15 protein-coding genes are annotated in these 17,406 nt (G+C 68.2%); 2 read left to right on the forward strand and 13 right to left on the reverse strand.

The window, feature by feature from the left end; genetic code table 11:
• Window positions 1-126: 126 nt before the first annotated feature.
• The 6 genes from QUE25_RS05130 to QUE25_RS05155 are packed head-to-tail and all read right to left on the reverse strand — an operon-like array spanning window position 127 to window position 4,364.
• Complete coding sequence (locus QUE25_RS05130; protein ID WP_286268070.1) at window positions 127-1,551, reverse strand: hypothetical protein; 1,425 nt, start codon at window positions 1,549-1,551, stop codon at window positions 127-129.
• A gap of 12 nt (window positions 1,552-1,563) precedes the next feature.
• Entirely contained in the window at window positions 1,564-2,382 is an 819-nt protein-coding gene (locus QUE25_RS05135) for a hypothetical protein (protein ID WP_286268071.1), read from the reverse strand.
• Window positions 2,382-2,666 carry a hypothetical protein gene (locus QUE25_RS05140; protein ID WP_286268072.1) on the reverse strand — a complete coding sequence of 95 codons (285 nt, stop codon included), beginning with the start codon at window positions 2,664-2,666 and terminating at the stop codon, window positions 2,382-2,384. The genes QUE25_RS05135 and QUE25_RS05140 overlap by 1 nt, the downstream gene beginning before the upstream one ends.
• Window positions 2,663-3,418, reverse strand: a complete 756-nt coding sequence (locus QUE25_RS05145) for a hypothetical protein (protein ID WP_286268073.1) — start codon at window positions 3,416-3,418, stop codon at window positions 2,663-2,665. Before QUE25_RS05145 ends, QUE25_RS05140 begins: the two co-directional genes overlap by 4 nt.
• Entirely contained in the window at window positions 3,415-3,612 is a 198-nt protein-coding gene (locus QUE25_RS05150; protein WP_286268074.1) for a hypothetical protein, read from the reverse strand. The genes QUE25_RS05145 and QUE25_RS05150 overlap by 4 nt, the downstream gene beginning before the upstream one ends.
• A 53-nt stretch (window positions 3,613-3,665) precedes the next feature.
• A complete protein-coding gene (locus QUE25_RS05155) occupies window positions 3,666-4,364 on the reverse strand; it encodes a hypothetical protein (RefSeq protein ID WP_286268075.1) in 699 nt (232 codons plus the stop codon).
• Window positions 4,365-4,732: 368 nt separating this feature from the next.
• Between QUE25_RS05155 and QUE25_RS05160 the strand changes: the two genes are divergently transcribed.
• Window positions 4,733-6,136, forward strand: coding sequence for a tetratricopeptide repeat protein (locus QUE25_RS05160; RefSeq protein WP_286268076.1), 1,404 nt, complete (start codon window positions 4,733-4,735; stop codon window positions 6,134-6,136).
• Between the two features lie 156 nt (window positions 6,137-6,292).
• Here the strand turns inward: QUE25_RS05160 and QUE25_RS05165 are convergent, their stop codons facing one another.
• Complete coding sequence (locus QUE25_RS05165; protein WP_286268077.1) at window positions 6,293-6,511, reverse strand: hypothetical protein; 219 nt, start codon at window positions 6,509-6,511, stop codon at window positions 6,293-6,295.
• A gap of 585 nt (window positions 6,512-7,096) precedes the next feature.
• Here QUE25_RS05165 and QUE25_RS05170 point away from each other — a divergent pair.
• Entirely contained in the window at window positions 7,097-8,464 is a 1,368-nt protein-coding gene (locus tag QUE25_RS05170; protein WP_286268078.1) for a hypothetical protein, read from the forward strand.
• 218 nt (window positions 8,465-8,682) lie between these two features.
• Here the strand turns inward: QUE25_RS05170 and QUE25_RS05175 are convergent, their stop codons facing one another.
• From QUE25_RS05175 to QUE25_RS05200, 6 genes are all read right to left on the reverse strand, one after another.
• A complete protein-coding gene (locus QUE25_RS05175) occupies window positions 8,683-11,547 on the reverse strand; it encodes a DEAD/DEAH box helicase (protein ID WP_286268079.1) in 2,865 nt (954 codons plus the stop codon).
• A gap of 125 nt (window positions 11,548-11,672) precedes the next feature.
• Window positions 11,673-12,590 carry a Hachiman antiphage defense system protein HamA gene (locus QUE25_RS05180; RefSeq protein ID WP_286268080.1) on the reverse strand — a complete coding sequence of 306 codons (918 nt, stop codon included), beginning with the start codon at window positions 12,588-12,590 and terminating at the stop codon, window positions 11,673-11,675.
• Between the two features lie 230 nt (window positions 12,591-12,820).
• Window positions 12,821-16,105: a LysM peptidoglycan-binding domain-containing protein gene (locus tag QUE25_RS05185; RefSeq protein WP_286268081.1), complete on the reverse strand. Its 3,285-nt coding sequence runs from the start codon at window positions 16,103-16,105 to the stop codon at window positions 12,821-12,823.
• Entirely contained in the window at window positions 16,102-16,521 is a 420-nt protein-coding gene (locus tag QUE25_RS05190; protein ID WP_286268082.1) for a TadE/TadG family type IV pilus assembly protein, read from the reverse strand. Before QUE25_RS05190 ends, QUE25_RS05185 begins: the two co-directional genes overlap by 4 nt.
• Window positions 16,521-17,003: a TadE/TadG family type IV pilus assembly protein gene (locus tag QUE25_RS05195; protein WP_286268083.1), complete on the reverse strand. Its 483-nt coding sequence runs from the start codon at window positions 17,001-17,003 to the stop codon at window positions 16,521-16,523. Before QUE25_RS05195 ends, QUE25_RS05190 begins: the two co-directional genes overlap by 1 nt.
• Window positions 17,000-17,398, reverse strand: a complete 399-nt coding sequence (locus QUE25_RS05200) for a TadE family protein (protein WP_286268084.1) — start codon at window positions 17,396-17,398, stop codon at window positions 17,000-17,002. The genes QUE25_RS05195 and QUE25_RS05200 overlap by 4 nt, the downstream gene beginning before the upstream one ends.
• Between the last annotated feature and the right edge of the window lie 8 nt (window positions 17,399-17,406).

Raw genomic sequence — 17,406 nt, forward strand, 5'->3', positions numbered from 1 at the left:
CGCTTCAATCCCGCTGCACCGTGACGAGCCCGTACGGCAGCGACAGGGGGATGCTGGGTGAGGTCGTGTCAGCCCCCCTGAGGACCTGCGTGCACTTGGCGGCATGAGCTTCGACGGCTGAGGCGGCTACAGCGCCGCTACCTCGGCGACCTCCGCCACTTCGGAGGAGCTGACGGCGCCCCTGGCGGCAGTTCCCCCTTGCGCCACGGTGGGCGCAGGCGTGCCTGTGGGCGGCATCGTGCCCGTTCCAGGCCCGGATCCGCGCGTCCCAGCGTCCGGGGGCGGGCCTCCCCAGCCGCCGTCGAAGCCGTTGTCCGGGGTGGGGTCGTCGGGGTTGGTGGGCTCGCTGGTGGCGCCGTCGTCGTAGCCCGCCTGACCGCTGCCAGCCCGAACGCCGCGGCGTGAGTAGTCGGGCGGGAAGTTGTTGTGGCCGACGCCCATCTGATTGGTCTGATCGGCGCCCAAGGCGGCGGCTGTCCCGCTCACGGCGGCCATGACGCCGATGCCGGTGGAGAACGCCTGACCGACGGGGCCCATGCCGGCAGCGAATCGGCCGATCGTGGTCGCCGCGGCTCCATCCTCGCCCGCGGTGCGACCGGCGTCGTCGGTGGTGGTGGCCGCGCTGCTGCCGGTCTGGCGTCCGGCGAGGACGCCCCCGATGCCACCGGCGGCTGCGATCCCCGCGCGCAAGGCGGACCCGGACGTGCTGCCCGGGTCGGTGAACGCGAAGAGCTTGTAGAGCGCAAGAGGTGAAAACGACGACACGCAGATGAGCACGACGCCGACGAACGCCGTCCCGATCGACTTCAGGACGTCGTCCTCACCGCCGACCGCCACCTCGGTGGTGATCCTCACGCCGATGCCGAGCGCGAGCACCATTAGGGGCGGGGTGAGGGCGGCCGCATGGAACCAGCGGAATGACTTCCAGAACCAGCCGCGTCCGAAGTCGGTGACCAGCCCCGCCGCCGCGATCGGTGTGACTGCGGCAAGTACAAGCAGGGAGGCGGCGCGGGCCACCATCACCAGGGTGTGGCCGATCGCCGCGAGCCACAGCAGCATCCCCATGATGCCGAGGATGACGGCCACGGTGGCGTTGGTGACGTCGCTGGCGGTGAACGGTTCCCAAGGTTCCCATTCGCTCCAGCGGGTGACGTTGAGCAGTGACTGCATGAGGGCTTTGGTCAGGCCGCTGCAGGCGGCGACCAGGGTGACGCCGTAGCCGACCCACGCGAACCACACGAACCCGAACTGGGCGGCGCCGACGAGGAGCCGGCCGATGCTGTGCCCGTCCCGCTTTCCGAGGGCGACGCCGACCTGGACGAGCATGAGGATCCCGACCAGTGCGAGGGCGATCCAGAAGGTAGTCGCGTACAGCTCGCCGACCGCTCCGTCTTCGCCGAGGCTCGGGGTGAGGATCGCGTCCTCAAGTTCGAGGACCGCCCGGAGCACCCACAGGCCGGCGTTCCACAGCGCGAGCATGGCGGCGGTCAGGCTGTCGGTCACCACGTTGGCGATGGCCGAGCCGAGCAGGCCGAACGGATCGATGGGCATGGCTGCTCCCTTTCAGTTGGAGGCGACCGGCTGCCAGCCGGCCTCGACGGAGGCGTCCGAACCTGGCCACGTGGAGGGGGCCGGGGCGGGTGGCGTGCCGGGGCCGATCAGCCAGCGGGCGCCGGTCCACTGCATGCGCTCGCAAGTGCCGTAGCCCATGCGGGCCTCTGCCTTCAGGGCGGCGCGTACGGCGAGCAGCACGCACGCGAGCACCCAGTCATGGCCGTCGGTCCCCTTGATCTGGATGGCCGCGGGGGTGACGCTGACCAGGGTGCCGGGGTCCAGCTGGTTCGACGACTGCCGGGCGTGGGTCAGGAACGACTGCACGTTGCGGGTCTGGGACCAGTCGGCGGCGCCCACCCCGCCGGGCATCGCCCAGTCGCGGTAGACCTCGGTGGCCAGCGGCAGTGACATCGCCGACAGCACGCGTACCTCGATGGCCGCCAGCTGGGCGGCCGCGCCCTCGGGTGTGCGCGGGAAGCCGGACGGCACACCGCTTACGCCGGCGGTCGTGGCGGCGGGTAGCCTGATCGCGGTAGGCAGGGCGATCGCCACCCCCGGCGTGAGACCGGCGTCCTGGGCCACCGTCGCCATCGGCGCTGCGGCGATAGCGTCTCGGCGCTGGCCAGGGTCGTCGTCTGCGTGAGCGCTGCTGTGGACGCCGTCGGCCGCGGTTCCCGCCGAGAAGCTGGAGACCAGGGTGTAGCCCAGCCCGTACAACAGCACGCCGCCGACCAACAGCAGCCCCGCGAGGACGCCCACCAGCTGAGTGCGTGAGAGCGGGACGACCTCGCCTGAACTCGCCGGGACGGGTGGGCGACGGCGGAACATCAGCCGACGCAGCCGTCGCCGAGGATGCCGTTGAGCATCCCGTAGCCACCCATCAGCACCACGGCGAGCACCAGGACGCCGGCGAGGCCGATGATGCCGCCCTTCGAGAGGTGCGGGGAGTGCGTGGCACGTCCGACGAGGATCGCCCCGACGGACAACAGTGCCGCGATGCCGAACAGCCACAGCACCGACCACAGGACCATGCCCGAGATCTGGTCGGTGTAGGCGGCGACGCCCGTGGGCGCCACCGGGCAGATCTTCAGCGGGACGATCAGCGGGTTCATGTCGGTTCCTTTCGGAGGAGGGCGAGGACGTTCTGGGCCGCCTTGAGCAGCGAGGCGGGCAACGGGTCGGGAGTCAGGCCGGTGACCTGCAAGCGTGAGTCGAGCGGGAAGTCGGCGATGTGCACGCGTGCCGGTATCCCGGCCGCGGCGACCTTGACCGGACGCGGCCACCGCTTGGTTGTGGGTCCCACGACCACCCCGAGCGCGTCGCGGCCGAGGAGTTCGGCGCAGGACTCCAGGCGGCGGACCCCGGGCACGGTACCATTCGTGACGAGGACGACGTCGTCGAGCGTGCGCAGCACTGACCCCAGCCACCCGGCGCCCGGGCCTGACACGGTCGTCCAGTTGGTGTCGACGAACGTCCACTCGACCGCTGAACGGGTCGGAACCGGCACGATCGCGTCGGTGCCGGTAGGGCGTTCCAGGAGGACGTCGCCACGGCTGCCGCGCCGCCACGGGCCCTCGGTCCCGAGTTCGGCATTGGCTGCGGCCGAGAAGCCGGACGCCAACGGGGAGCAGCACTCCACCACCCGCGCCGGCGCCGCGGCGGCGGTGGCCAGCGCGAGCGCCAGCGTGGACGTCCCCACTCCGCCGGCGCAGCCGACGACGGCGACCACCCGCTCACTGGGCACTGGCGTCCAGACTGTCGCAGCTCCCGGGGCCGCGGGGGTGGACCGGGGCCCAGGGGCGAACTCGCCGGCCTCGATCGCGCGCCACGCCTCGCGGAGTTCTGCCACGCTGTGCGCGGTCACGACGGGTCACCGCCCCGAGGCCGCCGGTCCAGCAGTCCGGACAAGAGCATGGCCGGGGGCACCTTGGCCAGCTCACGCCGGGCCCGTTGAACGTCGCGGAGCCGGCGCAGGCAGCCGTCCAGATCGTCCAGGGTCTCCGGCTCCATGGCCGCGATCTTCAACAGGGCGGCCACCTCAGCCGGGGTGCTGGTCATCTCGGCGTCACCTCCGCCATCCCTAACGGGCCGCGCCCGTCATCGGTGGACAGTCAGCCGACGGCGTTCAGGTACTCCCCGGCGGCTTCGCTGAGGGCCGCCACGCAGCGAGCGGTGCGACGACGCACGGTCCGAGCGCACACGCCCCACTCCTGGGCCACGACGGCGCTCAGCTGACGGCTCGACAGGCCAGCCACTCCGCCCTCACGGGCATGGCCATCGGCCTGGAGGCTCTTCGCGGCTTCGATCAGACTGACCAGCAGTTCCCGGTCCTCGTCGGTGATGACGTCCTCGGCGCACGCCCAGGCGAGCAGTTCAGCCAACTCAGCTGCCGGGTCGTCGTCCTCCACGAGCCGATCGTCGGTCGGGTCGACGGGCCCCAGCGAGACGGTCGAGAGCCGGCGCGGCACGTGGTGCGTCGAAGCGCCGCAGTCCAGTAGCACCCCCTCACGCAGCTGACCGGCGACCTTCGCCGCCACCCAGTGCGGACGCCGCCACGGCAGCCCGCGGACCTCCACCCACAACTGCGCGGCCAGCACCTCGTCCACCCGATCATCAGCCAGTCCCAACCGGCGGCGCACGCGCAGGGCCGTCGGGAGCAGGAGCCACGCGAGCACCAGCGCTGCCTCCCGGTCGTCGCCGCCGTCGAACGCCGCCAACCGGGCCAGGCCGAGCAGGACATCGTTGGCGACCGCGGGATCGGCCGCTCGCCTCCAGGCGTCCAGCCCGGCCGGGTCGTCAACGACCCCCAACCGGGGCTCGAAGGCGACCTATCCTGCCCAGTGTTCCTTGACGACGGACGCCATCCGCTCGTCCTGCAAACCCAACATCTCGGTGATCTTCATTGCCGTGGTCCTTCCGCGTGGGTACGCGGGAAGATCACCAATCGGACGTTGTTCCTTTCGTAGTCCACAGGGCTTCGCGGCATCGAACCGCGACCCACGACGCGGCCAACACCGACCCAAGCGCCTAGTCGGCACCGTGTTGCCCCGCGTAGCCCCTGACACGCCCGGCCTGAGGCTGGAGATGCGCTAGCGCGTGAGAAGTCGGCCTGGCCCTTTACGGAAGCAACCAGGCGGCCACACCGGCCACGTGCGGAAAGGTTCGCGATAATCAGCGGGTGAAGAACGTGATCGGGCCCGGCGGCGTGCGGTATCCGGTCACGCCAGACATCGAGCGGTTCCTGCGCTCGATGGACCGTGATGCGCTGCAGTCGCTGGTACTCGAGATGGCGGGATACAGCCCCGAGGCCATGCGATCGCTGCAGCTGCGCGCCACACCCGAGGACGAACCGACCGCCTCCGAACTCCTGGCGGCCGTCGACGCAGCGCTAGCCGGAGTCGACCTCGACTACCACGACCCCTTCTACGAAGACGTCGACGACGGCGTCCAAGGAGTCGAGGAGTCCGTCGACGAACTGGAGCGGCACCTCGACGGCGGCGCCCACCCCGTGGTGCGACGAGTGCTCCAGCACCTACTCACCCGGCTCGGCGACCTGGCCCGGGACGCCGACAACGCGGACGCCCTGCTCGAGGTGGCCGAACGAGCGTCGGCACTGTTCGGCCGCGCGGCCGAAGGGCACCCCGACCCGGTCACCCTCGCCCGCTGGGTGGTCGACTTCCGGGTCGAGTACGGCGGCTGGCCATCGCTCGCACTGGACGCCGTGGCCCACGCGTTCGACGAGCCCGCCTGGGACGCCTACCGCACTAGTGTCGCGACCTTCGGCGGCGGTGGACCGGCAGCCGACCCCTACCGCAGCGAGATCGACCACATGCTGCTGGAACTGGCCGACCACGACGGCGACGTTGACCGGGCCGTCGCCCTGCTGTCCGGAGGTGACCACCCGTACTACCGGGAGATCGTCCGGCGGCTGCGCGACGCCGGACGGCCGGCTGACGTCCTCGCGTGGCTGGACCGAGCAGTCACCCAAGGCTGCGTGGATGTCGCCTGGCGGGCGGGACCCTCGATCGTGCCCGTCGAGGACGCCGTCGACGCCTACCTGGAGGGTGGGCGTCCGGAGGCCGCCCTCGCGATCGCGCGGACGCTGTTCGACCGTGACCTCAGCGTGGACGCGTTCAGGTTGCTGATCTCCGTGGCGGAACGGTGCGGATCTGAGGATGAACAACGCACGTGGGCGTTCGAGCAGGCCACCCTGCGGGCGCACAGCAGCGGCGGCGCCCACCTCGTCAGGCTCCACCTCGCCGACGGGAACGTCACGTGCGCGTGGGAGGCGGCGGATGCCTTCGGCGCCGGCCACGCGTGGCGCGAACTGGTGGACGCCTCGGAAGACGACTTCCCGCTCCGGGCGGGCCGCCTGTGCCTGGCTCAGGTACTGGAGTCCCTCACCACACCCGACTCCAAGCGGTACCCGGCCATCGTCGATCTCCTCGTCAAGGCACGCGCCCTCTACGACACGGCAGGCCACCGAGCCGAGGCGGACGCCGAGATCGTCCGCTTGCGCGAGGTCTACCGCCGCCGCCCCGCCCTGATGTCGGCCATGAACCGGGCCGGGCTGTCCTCCTAAGACCCTGTAGGCCGGTCACCTCGGGATCACGCGCCTGGATCCGCGAGCCAGAGCTCAGGATCGGGTCGGGCCCGTTGCAGTGTCGTTTGTCGTTGCCAGCCTGCCGCCTGAGCTCGCATGCTGTTCAGGACGAGAGATTCGCAGGTGATCTCGGGTTCACAGAGGACGCTGACCCGTTCCGTCTTCACGCACCTCAGCCTTGAGCGGCCTGGCCAATTGCCACCCTGCCGGCTCTTCGCGTAGGACCTCGGCCACGGTTTCTTCCGACCCGGCGCCATCTCGCCGGTAGACGGTGATCTTGTCACCGGCCTGGATGTTCTTGGCCCGGATGACCCATTCGGAGTTGAGTTGGCGCCACGTAGCGCGCGGAGGCATCGGGGAATACTTGCCCGGGTCTCGCCGACCTGACTTGCCCGGAACTGGAACTGGAAGCAAAGTAACGTCCTCGTACCATGACTGGCTTCCAGGGCGCCCAGTCACAGCTTCCCAGAGGGCGTTGACCGTCAGCTTGTCTTCGTCCACGCCCTCTGTGAGACCCGGTCCGACCAAGCCAACCCAACCGTTTCCCGCCTTCACTACGGTGAAGCCGGCTGGAATGGCGTGCGCCTCGACCCAGTCCTTCCCACAGGTGCAGTGGCGGTGATAGCGGACCCACTTTGACTGCAGGGCCTCGTAGACGAGGCGGTCACCATAGCGACCCCCTCTGGTGAAACCAGACATGGACACAGTATCGACGCCCACGCCCGCACTGAGGCCGTTTGTCCGGCCCATCCTCTGGATCGGTCAACAGTCTGCCGCTTGGGTCCAGATGTCGCTGGCTCAGGAGGCGGGCAGCTCTCGCCCGCTGGGGTAGATGGGGGCGCGGCTCAACTCGTGCGCAATCGCTCTTGAGGCCCCGGTGCTGGCCGACGTGCAAGCGCTCAGCGCCGCTTCTCCCGGTCGGATCGCTACCCTCAACGTATGGCAGGGACGTTCAACATTGTCCGCGAGGTTGTCGGTGCGCAGGCTGGACCAGACCTTGTTCAGGGCGTTGAGGCACTGTCCTCCCGCCAGATCGATTCGCTGGCCGAAGCGATCCTTGATGACCCGAGGCCTCCGGCACTACCACCAAAGCCGGTGACGGAGATCTGGCCCTTGATACCGCTTCGCTCGTCGTTGTTCTTCGATCAGCTGAATCATGAATCTCCGGCGACGGGTTATGGGGCGGCGGGGATCAGGCTCTCGGCGGCAACCGACCTGCGACTTCGGGGTACCGGCATCTTCTCCGATGGAATAATGAGGGCGCTTCTCTATTGCCATGGGCTGTTGATTGAGGACCCGCTGAGCCATGCCGCCGAGATGCATCTCGGCTCGCCCAAGGAGGTCAGGGACGTCTCTCGACTATCCCTTTCGGCCGCGGCCGCATCAATGTCTGAGATCGCGGAGTTGTTGGATGAGGAGATCGTCCAGGTGTTCTACACGGGCGGTAAAGAGCTCGAGGCCGCGGGTGCACTTGGCGGGGCGATGATGGAGGCACTCACCACTGAAGGAACCTCCTACAGCATCGAGGAACTATGGAGCCAATTTGAGGTGGAATTCATAACTGGGTTGAGCACGCCCCTACAGCAGTTGTGGAAGGAGATCCGCGGAGGCAACCGGAGCCCGAGTTTGGACCTTCTTCATCAGGCGATCGATGCAGGAGACGCTGGGCTCGCCGATGTCTTCGTTGATGTGGTGAGGATCCTCAACCCCCGCAACATCGTGGAGAACGCAGTCACAAGCACGGCATGCACCCTGGCTGCCATTGAGATGCTTGGAGGCTCAGCCGACCTACTGTGTGCATCGCCCCTGATGGAGCGGCTCATCTTTCTTGGCGCACCCGATCCAGCGCAGGAACTACGCGTTCATGAACTCGCCCGAGCCTCCGTCCCCAACATCGGGGAGCTTCTGGCGAGCGATCTGGTTGCGATTCGGCACGCTAGCGATGCGCTCGCGACTTGGCGTGCCGACCTCGCTTCAGCGCTTGACTACGCCACTCGAGCCAGGCGAGAGGGTGTCGACCACGCCACCATCCAGCAAGGAATCTCGGAGATGGTTGAACAAGCTCGGAACGCGCTCCTGAGAGAGGCTCGCAATACTCGAGTGCTCTCTCGTCAGAACCAGGTCAGCTTCGTTGCTGGCGCCTTGGGAGGTGCAGGCGGTAGCGCCGTTGGCGGCACGCTGGCCGGCATCGCGGGGGGCGCCGGCGCCGGGCTCTTCGCGGCCCTCATGCAGGCACTGGGCAGCCGCCGCGGCGTCCCGGGCTTCCTTGATCGTCACTACGTGGCCTTCGCCGAGGAAGGGTCCTGAGTAGTTCGCTGTCAGGGTCTCGATCCAGATGTCCCAGCCGCACGGCCGGCGTCGCCAGCGGGCGCGAAGGGGCGCGCTCGGTCCACCACCCGACGCCCCTGTGTCCCCGGCCGCTTCCCGAAACACCGCTATCTCCGAATGACCGTCGGGGGTAGAGCCTCAGCCGTGACGGCCGTCCAACCAGCGACAGGGCTGAGAGGCTACTGGGCTGCCTGAGGCTACGCCTCCCGCGACTGGGAGAGACCGAGGTCGCGCGCGGTTCTCTGGTAAACGAACTGACCTAGGTCGTCGCGCCACCTACCCGGGTCGCGCTGCACCAGCGCACGGGCGACATCGCGTTCCGACAGAAGGCCGTTGCGTGGATCCACCATGGCAGGATCATCGCCAAGGAGGTTCGCAGCCCTACGGTGCCTCAGCCCGTCGACCATGAGGTTACGAGCCGGTAGGGAGTGGACACCGTAGCGGATGAAGTCGGGCAACATCGCAACCGCCGGGGCCAGGCCCGGATCTGAATCGGCCAGCAGCTTGCCCAGAACAACGACCGCTTGCTCGACCAGGGTGCTGAATGCGTAAGAAACGGCGCCAGTGTGGATACGCAGCAGACGGTCGACGTCACTCTTCATCTCCACGGACATCTGAGCGAACGTCTGTCCAGCCAGCCACCGTCGCAACTGCTCGAGAAGGTCTCCGGGGTCGGGGAGCTGAGTGGTTGGGATGAGTTCCTTGTCTGGGTAGGCGTCACGGAGCGCATCGCCGAAGTCGGGCTGACGCCAGGCCCAAGCAAGTAGCACCGAGAGAAGCTCGACGTCGTCAGGGTCCTCCACGGTTCCCCAACGGTCGAAAGCTGGCGCCAGTGAATCCGCGATGGAGTCAATCACGCGCGCCTTGACCCCAGTGCCCACCGCCCAGCTCGCTCGGCCGCTGGTCCGCAGCCCGCTTAGCCGTTCGGCGCGCAGCGCGAACACAGTCTCCAATGCGGAGCGCCCGTCTTCATCTGACCGCTGCCAACCGTAGGTGCTCGAGGCCAGCGATGCTGCGACTCTACGGAACTCCTCATCACCCATGTCCTCGCGAAGCAACTCGATGAGGTTGGCATCGATACCGTCCACCAACGGGTATAGCCAGGAGGTTGCCTCCAGAGCGAGATTGTCTAGGTTGCGATTGCTCGAGGCGAGCACTCGGACCAGGTGCTCGATGTTCTTCAGAAGCGCGCCCTCGACAGGCTCGCCAATTGCACCTTCGGCAACGTGGTCGATGATGTCCCACTGGTTGTCGTTCACGCAGATGACGAGGCCCTTCGTGGCGCTACCGGGGCGTCCTGCTCGGCCCACGAGGTTGCGGATCTCGCGAGCCAGCATCGGCACGATGGTTCCCTCGGCAGTCGAGATCTGAGTCGTGTAAACGACCAGCGTCCGGATCGGCAGGTTCACCCCTTCGGCAAGCGTGCTCGTGCACAGGACCATCCGGACATTACCCGCAGCCACGATTTCCTCGAAGACATCGCGCGTCTCCTGAGGAATATCTCCGTGGTGAACCACAGCGCCCGCAGCTAGAGCAGTCGTTCCTACCCATGAATTTCCGTACTCGACCATCAGATACGTGCCGATATCGGCGAGCAGGTCCTCGCCGGTGACGAACTCAGCGGGCTTCGGCATTGATAGCGGGACAGCGAGTTGGTCGGCGAGTTCCTCAGCGAGCGAGATGACGCCTTGGGTTCCCCGCTTGGTCCGGGTGAACACCGCAACAGTGCCCAAGGGCAACGCCTTCCGGGCCGCCGCGATGGCGTGCGTCTTGTAGGAGTCAAATTTGTAGGTGCGGTGTCGCTTCGTTGTCTCGTTGAAGTACTCGAAGTCACTCACGGAGATGAAGTCGGGGATGCTGCGGGTCGGCAGGTTCGTCCCTGACGGTGCGCGTATTTCGAGAGCCAGACGCATGTTGCGACCAGTTCCTTTGTTGCGACGCAGCACCGAGTACTCGGCTCCGGCCGGACGGAACTCCGATCGCACCACCGTCTCCTCAGAGCCGCCCAGCCAGGCGTTGATCTCCTCAATATTGGGGACGACCGCAGAAACGAACACCGTCCGAGGCGCGCTTGGTGTGCGTGCACGGAACCTTGCCAGAAGAAGCTCCAGCCCCACACCTCGTCCCTCCGCGTCGAGCAAGTGTCCCTCGTCGCACACCAACAGCGAGATGCGTTCAGCGAACTCCGGCGCACTGCCGAGCAGACCCGCCATCGCCTCCGGCGTCGCGATTACGGCGCGAATGGTGTCAAGGTCTTGCGTCTCTTCAGGGGTAGGCACCGTGCCGCCGTACACAGTCCTGGTCCCAAGCCCCATCTGTGTCAGCCGCCTACCCATGGTCGTACGCAGTTCGCGGGCCAGCGAGCGGTAGGGAACGAGAAGTGCCGCGACATCATCCGGCCGGCCGACCAGGTGGTCGTAGATGAGGGTCTCGGTGAGCGCCGTCTTTCCTGCCCCCGTCGGCATCTGCATCGAGTACGTGCGATCCGTACCCAGCAAGCCCGCTTCGATGGCTTCGATCTGAGAGGGGAAGAAGTCCCACACTGGAGGCCGGCGCTCCAGCAACGACTTCACAAGGGGTGTCCACCTCTCCGAGTCGCCGTCGGGCAAGACAGCTCGGATGTTGCTGTCATGGAACCGGTCGAGAAGAGCAGCCAGCAGGCGCGCTGAGACCCACTCGTCAGGTCCCAACTGCAGGGCAAGCTCAGCGGTGCGTTTGGCGGTGGCCAGCACGGCGCTGATCTCGTCGGAGTTGCCGTCTGCCAGCGCATCCAGCAATGCGGCAACTTGGGGAGACTGAATCGGCCGGCGTCGCGCAAGCAGGTCGTAGCAGGCACGAAATGCGTCGACATCCCAGAGTCCCGGCTGCGCACGATTCATCGTCAGGTAGGCCGATGCGGACATCCCGCCCAAGTAGTAAGCAGACGCAGAGTAGAAGAACGCGTCTGCCTGAGTTCGCCCCCTCCACTGCGACGCGACCAGCGCGAGCCCGTTCCCGACGGAAGCCCAGTCGCGTTGGTCGGAGACCTCGGACGTCCGTAACAGATCGAACAACTCGCTCACCAGTGTTGCGTAGAGGTCCAGGAGACGACCCTCCTGGTATTGCAGGTCTGGCAAGGGGCTAAGCGCAAACGAAGCGACGCTCTGTCGTGTGTCAGCGTCAGCGATCCAGCGGCTCAACCGCGCCCTCAAGGCGACCCCCCGGGAGCCAGCGTGGCGGTTGCCACTGATTGCCCGGGTACAGTGTTGGGCGTCCGGTCGAGTTGGTCGGCGCTGGCGACAATCGCGTCAAACAATTCAGTGTAGCGCTTCTTGAGTTCAGGAACCGAGATCACGATCAGCGCGCACTCTCCGTGCATCGGCGCAGTGCCCTTTGCAATCTCGTCACGGACGAAATCTGAGTCGATTACCGCGACCGCGCAGAACTCCCAGGACGCTTGGGGATGATCAATCGCCTGGAGGAAACGGTCCAGTTGAGCAATTTCGACAAGATCGGAGCCATCCGTGAGCGCCTTATCCTTGAGCCATTCCAAAGTATTCACAAGTCGCCCGCCCCGGTCCGTAGCCGACCCAGCGCCCGCCGCCTCGATCGGATCAAAGGACCCTTTTGTTGCCTTAGTCTTGACCTCGGCGCAGAGGATGCGATCGTCCGCCGACGAATCAGGCCACCTCGGAAGCATCAGCTGCACCACGTCGGACCCCGGTGCGGCCTTCCTGCGGTCCGCCTTGTATCTCCATCGAGCAGGATCGATCACCAAGGCAGGGCGCGAGCGGATCGCCAGGTAGAACGCGGTGAGGATCTCGCCGAAGTCACCGGACATCACCGAACCAGGGTCGGGGATCTTCGCAGCAGTGATCACAGACCTCGCGACATTGGCCGCTTGCGATCGCTCGACGAGTTTGTCGTCCGAGATGTAGCAGCGGCGGGCGGGAATCCCAAGGAGTTGGCCCCACTTCTGGCTTTCCTTGGCGTCGGCGCGGACAACAAGGAACGGCGTGTCGCTGACATCGACGAAGGATGCGGCGAAGGCGTCGAGGTCGAGTCCTAGAATGATGGCGCTCCTCGCCACGACAGCGTCGTGCGGATAGATGGCAGGCAACCGCATTATTCCACCCTTCCCTCGCTTCGGCATGGAGCGAGTTCACGAGCACCGGCGTCGACGCCGGCCTTCGGGCAATCCGTGGGAGGTCCCCAGCGAGATGGCGCAGTGGTTGCCAGCTCCTTCCGCGCGTAGAGGCGTCCTTGAGTGCGCGCCCCCATTGCCTTCGGCCCACGCTGTCGTCGCAGCACAGCGCGGTGGGGGCTCGACACAGGCGTGGTGCTCGCTCGGTCGGTTCAGGCGACGCGTCCCTTCTTGAGCCACTGCGCATTGGCGACGAGCTCGGCGGTTCGCTCAGGTAGGTCATCGGGGGCATCGCCGTCGTCGGAGCGGTTGCTGACGTCGTCGCGAAGGATGCGGTCGGCGGATTGCCGGTCGCCCTCGGCAGCGACGACAGCCGCGAGGTCCAGTCGGGGGGTGTCCTCGTACGGAGCGGCGAGCAGGGCGATCTCGGTAGCGGTGCGGGCCAACTCCAGGTCGCCCGCATGGAGGGCCGCGATGGTGACCGTGTGTGCCACGTCGACCACCGCGCACACCATGTGCTGATCGATGCGGACACCGTCGGCCAGCCAAGCCCATCCGCGCCCTCGTTGTCCCGTGAAAGGCTCTCCCGTAACCAGCCCCAAGGCGGCCAGAAGGTCGTTGAGGCCCTCGGGACCGCGGGCCTGGCCACGCGCGCGAAGCCGGCGGAACAGATCGATGTCGGCCAAGACGCCGACCAACTGATAGATGCCCATGCCTCGGGCGATGCCGGCCGGTGACTTCGTGGCGTCGGGCAGGTAATTGCCGCCGGTGGTGGGGTCGACGCCCAGCCAGCTACGCACCTTCGAGAGGTGGACCCGCATCTGGGTGGCGTCCGAGCCGAACGCATCCACCACTTGGTCGATGGTGACGCCCTGGGGATGCAGCACGAGGAAGGCCAGCAACTCGGTGTAGAAGGCCTTGCGCTTCGCGACCGCTGTGGGCTTGCCAGTCGTACCGGTGCGCGCCTGGATGGGGCCGAGGAGCCGCAGGTGTGGTCGGGTGCCAGCAGCCCAGGCCGCCAGGTCGCCGTCCAGACTGGGGTCGGCACCCTCGACGGCGGCCCGGACCTTCTCGGGCACGTGCGGAGCGAGTTGCTGCAGGTCGTCCCTGGTGGTCGCAGCCACGTCGAGGACCTCGGCGTCCGGGGCTGGAACCACCGTCGCCCCCGGCTCGGACTCCGGGTCAGTGTCGCGGGGCAGCACGAGTTCGCCACGGATCGCTCCGGCGGCGTCCACGTACTCACGCCAGCCGTCGTCGCCGTCTCTGGGCATCTCGCCGTCATCGAGTAGGTCGGCGTGGGCCAGCAGCAGGGCGCAGCCCTGGGCTTCGGCGGGGGTGAGTCCGTTGACGATCAGGTCGAGGCCGAGAGACGGGATGAGAACCCGCCCCTGCCCGGTCAGTCGGACGCCGAGGCCACGGACGGGCTCGGTGTCTGCGACCATGACGACGGCCGTGCCGGTCTTCGCGTGATGCTCCCCCACGAGTGCGAGCAGCTGGTCGAGCGGGGTGCTCGACAACGCCCCGTTGACCAAGACGAGCCAGCTGTCCCACACGTCGCCGCCCAGGTCGTCGACGCGCCCGGCCGCTGCGGCCACGCCATGGTCGGCGCATTTGTCGACGGTCGTGCGGGCCGCAGCGATCGCGGCGTCCAGTGCGGCCGGGTCCTCGAGACGGTGGTGGCGGATGCGGGCCGGGTCGAGCGGTACGACCTCCGGCGCGATCCCGACGCAGTCGACCTGGACCTGGCTTGCCCACGGGTTAACGGCGATCTCGGCAGCCACGTAGCGAGCGAAGTCGGCGGCGTAGGTGGGGTCCCCGGTCAGGCTGATCGTGCCGAGCTGTTCGAGGTTGACCAGCCACGTGGCCCCGTCGTCGTCGAGTCCCACGGAGACCAGCTGCGGGTAGGCGGATCGGGCGGTCGGCTCATGTTCGTGCGCGCCGGTGGCCAGCAGCCATCGACGGCCGTCGGCCGGGTCCGGGCGCCACGGATGCGCCAGCGTGATGGGCTCGACCAGCTGCACGGCTACCTCGCCCGGCAGGAGCTGGACAGCAAAGAGCGGGGGCGGGGCGAGACGGTCCTCCCCGGACACGGCGAGCAGCCTGAGGGCGTGGTCGATGGCGAGCAGGGTCGGGGTCGCGGCCTGCCCCTCGGTCATCACGGTCTTCTCCACCGGAACCAGTTCCGGGGGCGGTGCCTGGATCGTCCGCCCCGGCCGGCGGGCACGGAACTGGGCCCTCCTGCGCTGACGTAGCCCGGCCAGCAGCCCAGCTGCGAGGACGCCGCCGGCTCCGGTGAGCCCGACCAACAACCAGGGGGCCGGCGCCTCGGCGTCCCGGTCGGCCGCCTCGCTCGCGGGCCTCTCGTCGCTGCTCACGTCGCTGGCCACCGTCGCCGAGGCAGACGGGACGGGACGTGCCGGGGCGCTCGACGGGGCGATGGGAACAGCGACGGCCGTCTCGGACGTCGCAGGCGACGTCGCGGCTACCGGCGTGGGCGTGGCAATTGCGGAGGGGACGGCGCCAGCCGGCGTGGGCTGCGAGGTCTGGGGTGTCGGCTCGGCTTGTTCGGGTTCCGGGGAGGTGGTGGGCAGGTCGGGCCTCGCTCCCGCAGCGGCCGGGATCAGTACGTGCCAGCCGGGGAGGATGAGGTCCGGGTCGGTCAGGCGACGGCCGTCCGGCTGCGTGAGCTTGCGGGAGGCCTCGAAGATCCGGGGCCAGGCGTCTGCGTCGTCGAGGTGCGCCTGGGCGATCTCGCTCAGCGTGTCCCCCTTGACCACGGTGTAGCGGGAGTGATGGTCGTCGTTCGATGCCGTGGCCTGCTCGACGTCGGCCAGCGCACCCGCGGGCAAGGTGAGGACCCAGCCCGGCCTGAGGAACTGCGCCTTGCCCCGCAGGAGATCGTGGTTGAGCTTGAGGATCTCGGGGTAGCGGCTCCCCGAGCCCAGGTGGTGCTCGGCGATCGACCAGAGCGTCTCGCCGCGCTTGACCGTGTGGGTGACGGGCGCCGGTGCGTCCACCGAGAGCGCCACGGCGCTGGGCGTCTGCCTGTCGGACTTCGGCGTCTGCGGTGCGGCCGTCACCGTCGGCGAGGCCACCGGGTTCGGGCTGTCCGGAACCGCGGACGCAGTCTCGATCCCCGCCGCAGGCACTGTGATGAACAACAGCAGTGCTGCGGCCACGAGCCGGCGGGCCGGCACCTGGGACCACCCGAGCCCGGGCAGCCTGGGTGCCTCCAGGCCTCGGAGGGCTGCCACGGCTTCCGTGATGATCGTGATCGCCAGCAGTCCCCACACGATCCACGCCGCGACCTTCAGGACCAGGAGGGTCAAGTGGCCGTCATCCGGCGTGGTGAGCGCCGCCCACCAGCCGTCCAGGCCGGATGGCGTCGGCCCCCATCCGAGGGCCAATAGCACCGCCGGCAGCCCCACGAGCAGGCCGAGCAGCGCGACGGAAGCGGCGAAGCCGACCAGACGGGGGTGACGCGGACGCTGGTTCATCGGGGGGCTCCGTTCACGACACGCGACAGCAGGATGGTGGCGTCGCCGCTGACCGTCTTGGGGCCGATGCCTGCGGTTCCGAGGAACTTCGGCTGATAGACGATCGTGACGTGCACCGACAGGGTGGTCGGTCCGGTGATGCTCACGCTGCCCTCGACACCGGCGGCATCGAGGTAGGCCGCTGCGGCCGTGCGGGCGGCGGCGGTGTCGATCTGCGGGGATTGGCCGCGCATGATCTGGCTGGCCTGGACCTGGTTCGCGGCAGTTCGCCCCGCCTGCTGGGCGAGGTCGTGCGCACGCTGCTGGACGTTGACCTGCCCGGTCAGGTCGACGGTGATGCCGATCACGAGGGTGAGGATCAGGGCGATCAGCACGCCCCACACCGTGACCGAGCCTCGTTCATCGCGATGCCTCATCATCGCCCCCTGAACACATCGAGCGGACTGGTGACCGTCGCGCTGACGACCCGGTCCGGCAGGCCGGGCAGGGACAGCTCCGACAGTTCCACCGTGCAGCTCACGGTCGCCGCGACACTGGCGGGCGTTCCCACCGGCCTGGAGAACCCTGAGGTGTCGAGCGTGACCGTCATGGACGCGCACGTCAGCCCTTGGTTGGCGAGGGTGGCGCGCGCTGCCGCCACGGCTGTGGTTTGCGCGGCACCCGCGGTGCGAGCGATGGACGCCGCGCGTGCGGCGTCCGCGGCTGCCTGCTGGACGCTGCCGTGCGCGATGGCCACCCGGCCGCCGGCCACGGCGAACATGAGCAGGAGCATGAGTGCCGGCACCAACAGCACCAGTTCGATCGCCGCCGAACCGCGCTCATCGGCGGCGGTGTTCCAGCCCCGAGCCGTTGCCCTCCCGAGCCTGAAGCGTCGGGATTCGTGAACTCGTTGCTTCATCGCGTGTACCTCTCGACCGGCAGGGTGGCCGACTGGGACACGGTCACGTCCATGAACGGCACGAGCCGGACGCTGTGGCCGGTCACCGTCACGGTGGTGCTGGTCGCGGTCCTGTCGCCGGTGACGGTCACGCCGGTCAGCGTCGTGCCTCCCACGTCGGCGGCGAAGGACCTTGCGCTCGACAACCCCGCCTCGAGGGAGGAGTTGAGCATGGCGGAGGTGCGGGCGCCCGACTGGGCGGACGCCAGGGCGATCGACCGGGCGTGGAACCAGGTGCCGGCCTGGACGGCCAGGAACAGCACGGTGAGCACGACCGGGAGCGCGATCACCATCTCGATCGATGACGAGCCGCGCTCCCCTCGCGTCGCCGACCGCCTGGTCCTGGACCATCGCATGGTCGTCG

This window comes from Brooklawnia propionicigenes (genome assembly GCF_030297015.1).
In the GTDB taxonomy this organism is placed as follows: Bacteria; Actinomycetota; Actinomycetes; order Propionibacteriales; family Propionibacteriaceae; genus Brooklawnia; species Brooklawnia propionicigenes.

Bases quoted from the DNA above. Each gene is read 5' to 3' on its own strand.
- QUE25_RS05150 (WP_286268074.1), bottom strand. From the start codon at position 3,612: ATGACCAGCACCCCGGCTGAGGTGGCCGCCCTGTTGAAGATCGCGGCC.
- QUE25_RS05135 (WP_286268071.1), bottom strand. From the start codon at position 2,382: ATGTTCCGCCGTCGCCCACCCGTCCCGGCGAGTTCAGGCGAGGTCGTC.
- QUE25_RS05185 (WP_286268081.1), bottom strand. From the start codon at position 16,105: ATGAACCAGCGTCCGCGTCACCCCCGTCTGGTCGGCTTCGCCGCTTCC.
- QUE25_RS05195 (WP_286268083.1), bottom strand. From the start codon at position 17,003: ATGAAGCAACGAGTTCACGAATCCCGACGCTTCAGGCTCGGGAGGGCA.
- QUE25_RS05170 (WP_286268078.1), top strand. From the start codon at position 7,097: ATGGCAGGGACGTTCAACATTGTCCGCGAGGTTGTCGGTGCGCAGGCT.
- QUE25_RS05180 (WP_286268080.1), bottom strand. From the start codon at position 12,590: ATGCGGTTGCCTGCCATCTATCCGCACGACGCTGTCGTGGCGAGGAGC.
- QUE25_RS05200 (WP_286268084.1), bottom strand. From the start codon at position 17,398: ATGCGATGGTCCAGGACCAGGCGGTCGGCGACGCGAGGGGAGCGCGGC.
- QUE25_RS05190 (WP_286268082.1), bottom strand. From the start codon at position 16,521: ATGAGGCATCGCGATGAACGAGGCTCGGTCACGGTGTGGGGCGTGCTG.
- QUE25_RS05165 (WP_286268077.1), bottom strand. From the start codon at position 6,511: ATGCCTCCGCGCGCTACGTGGCGCCAACTCAACTCCGAATGGGTCATC.
- QUE25_RS05140 (WP_286268072.1), bottom strand. From the start codon at position 2,666: ATGAACCCGCTGATCGTCCCGCTGAAGATCTGCCCGGTGGCGCCCACG.
- QUE25_RS05130 (WP_286268070.1), bottom strand. From the start codon at position 1,551: ATGCCCATCGATCCGTTCGGCCTGCTCGGCTCGGCCATCGCCAACGTG.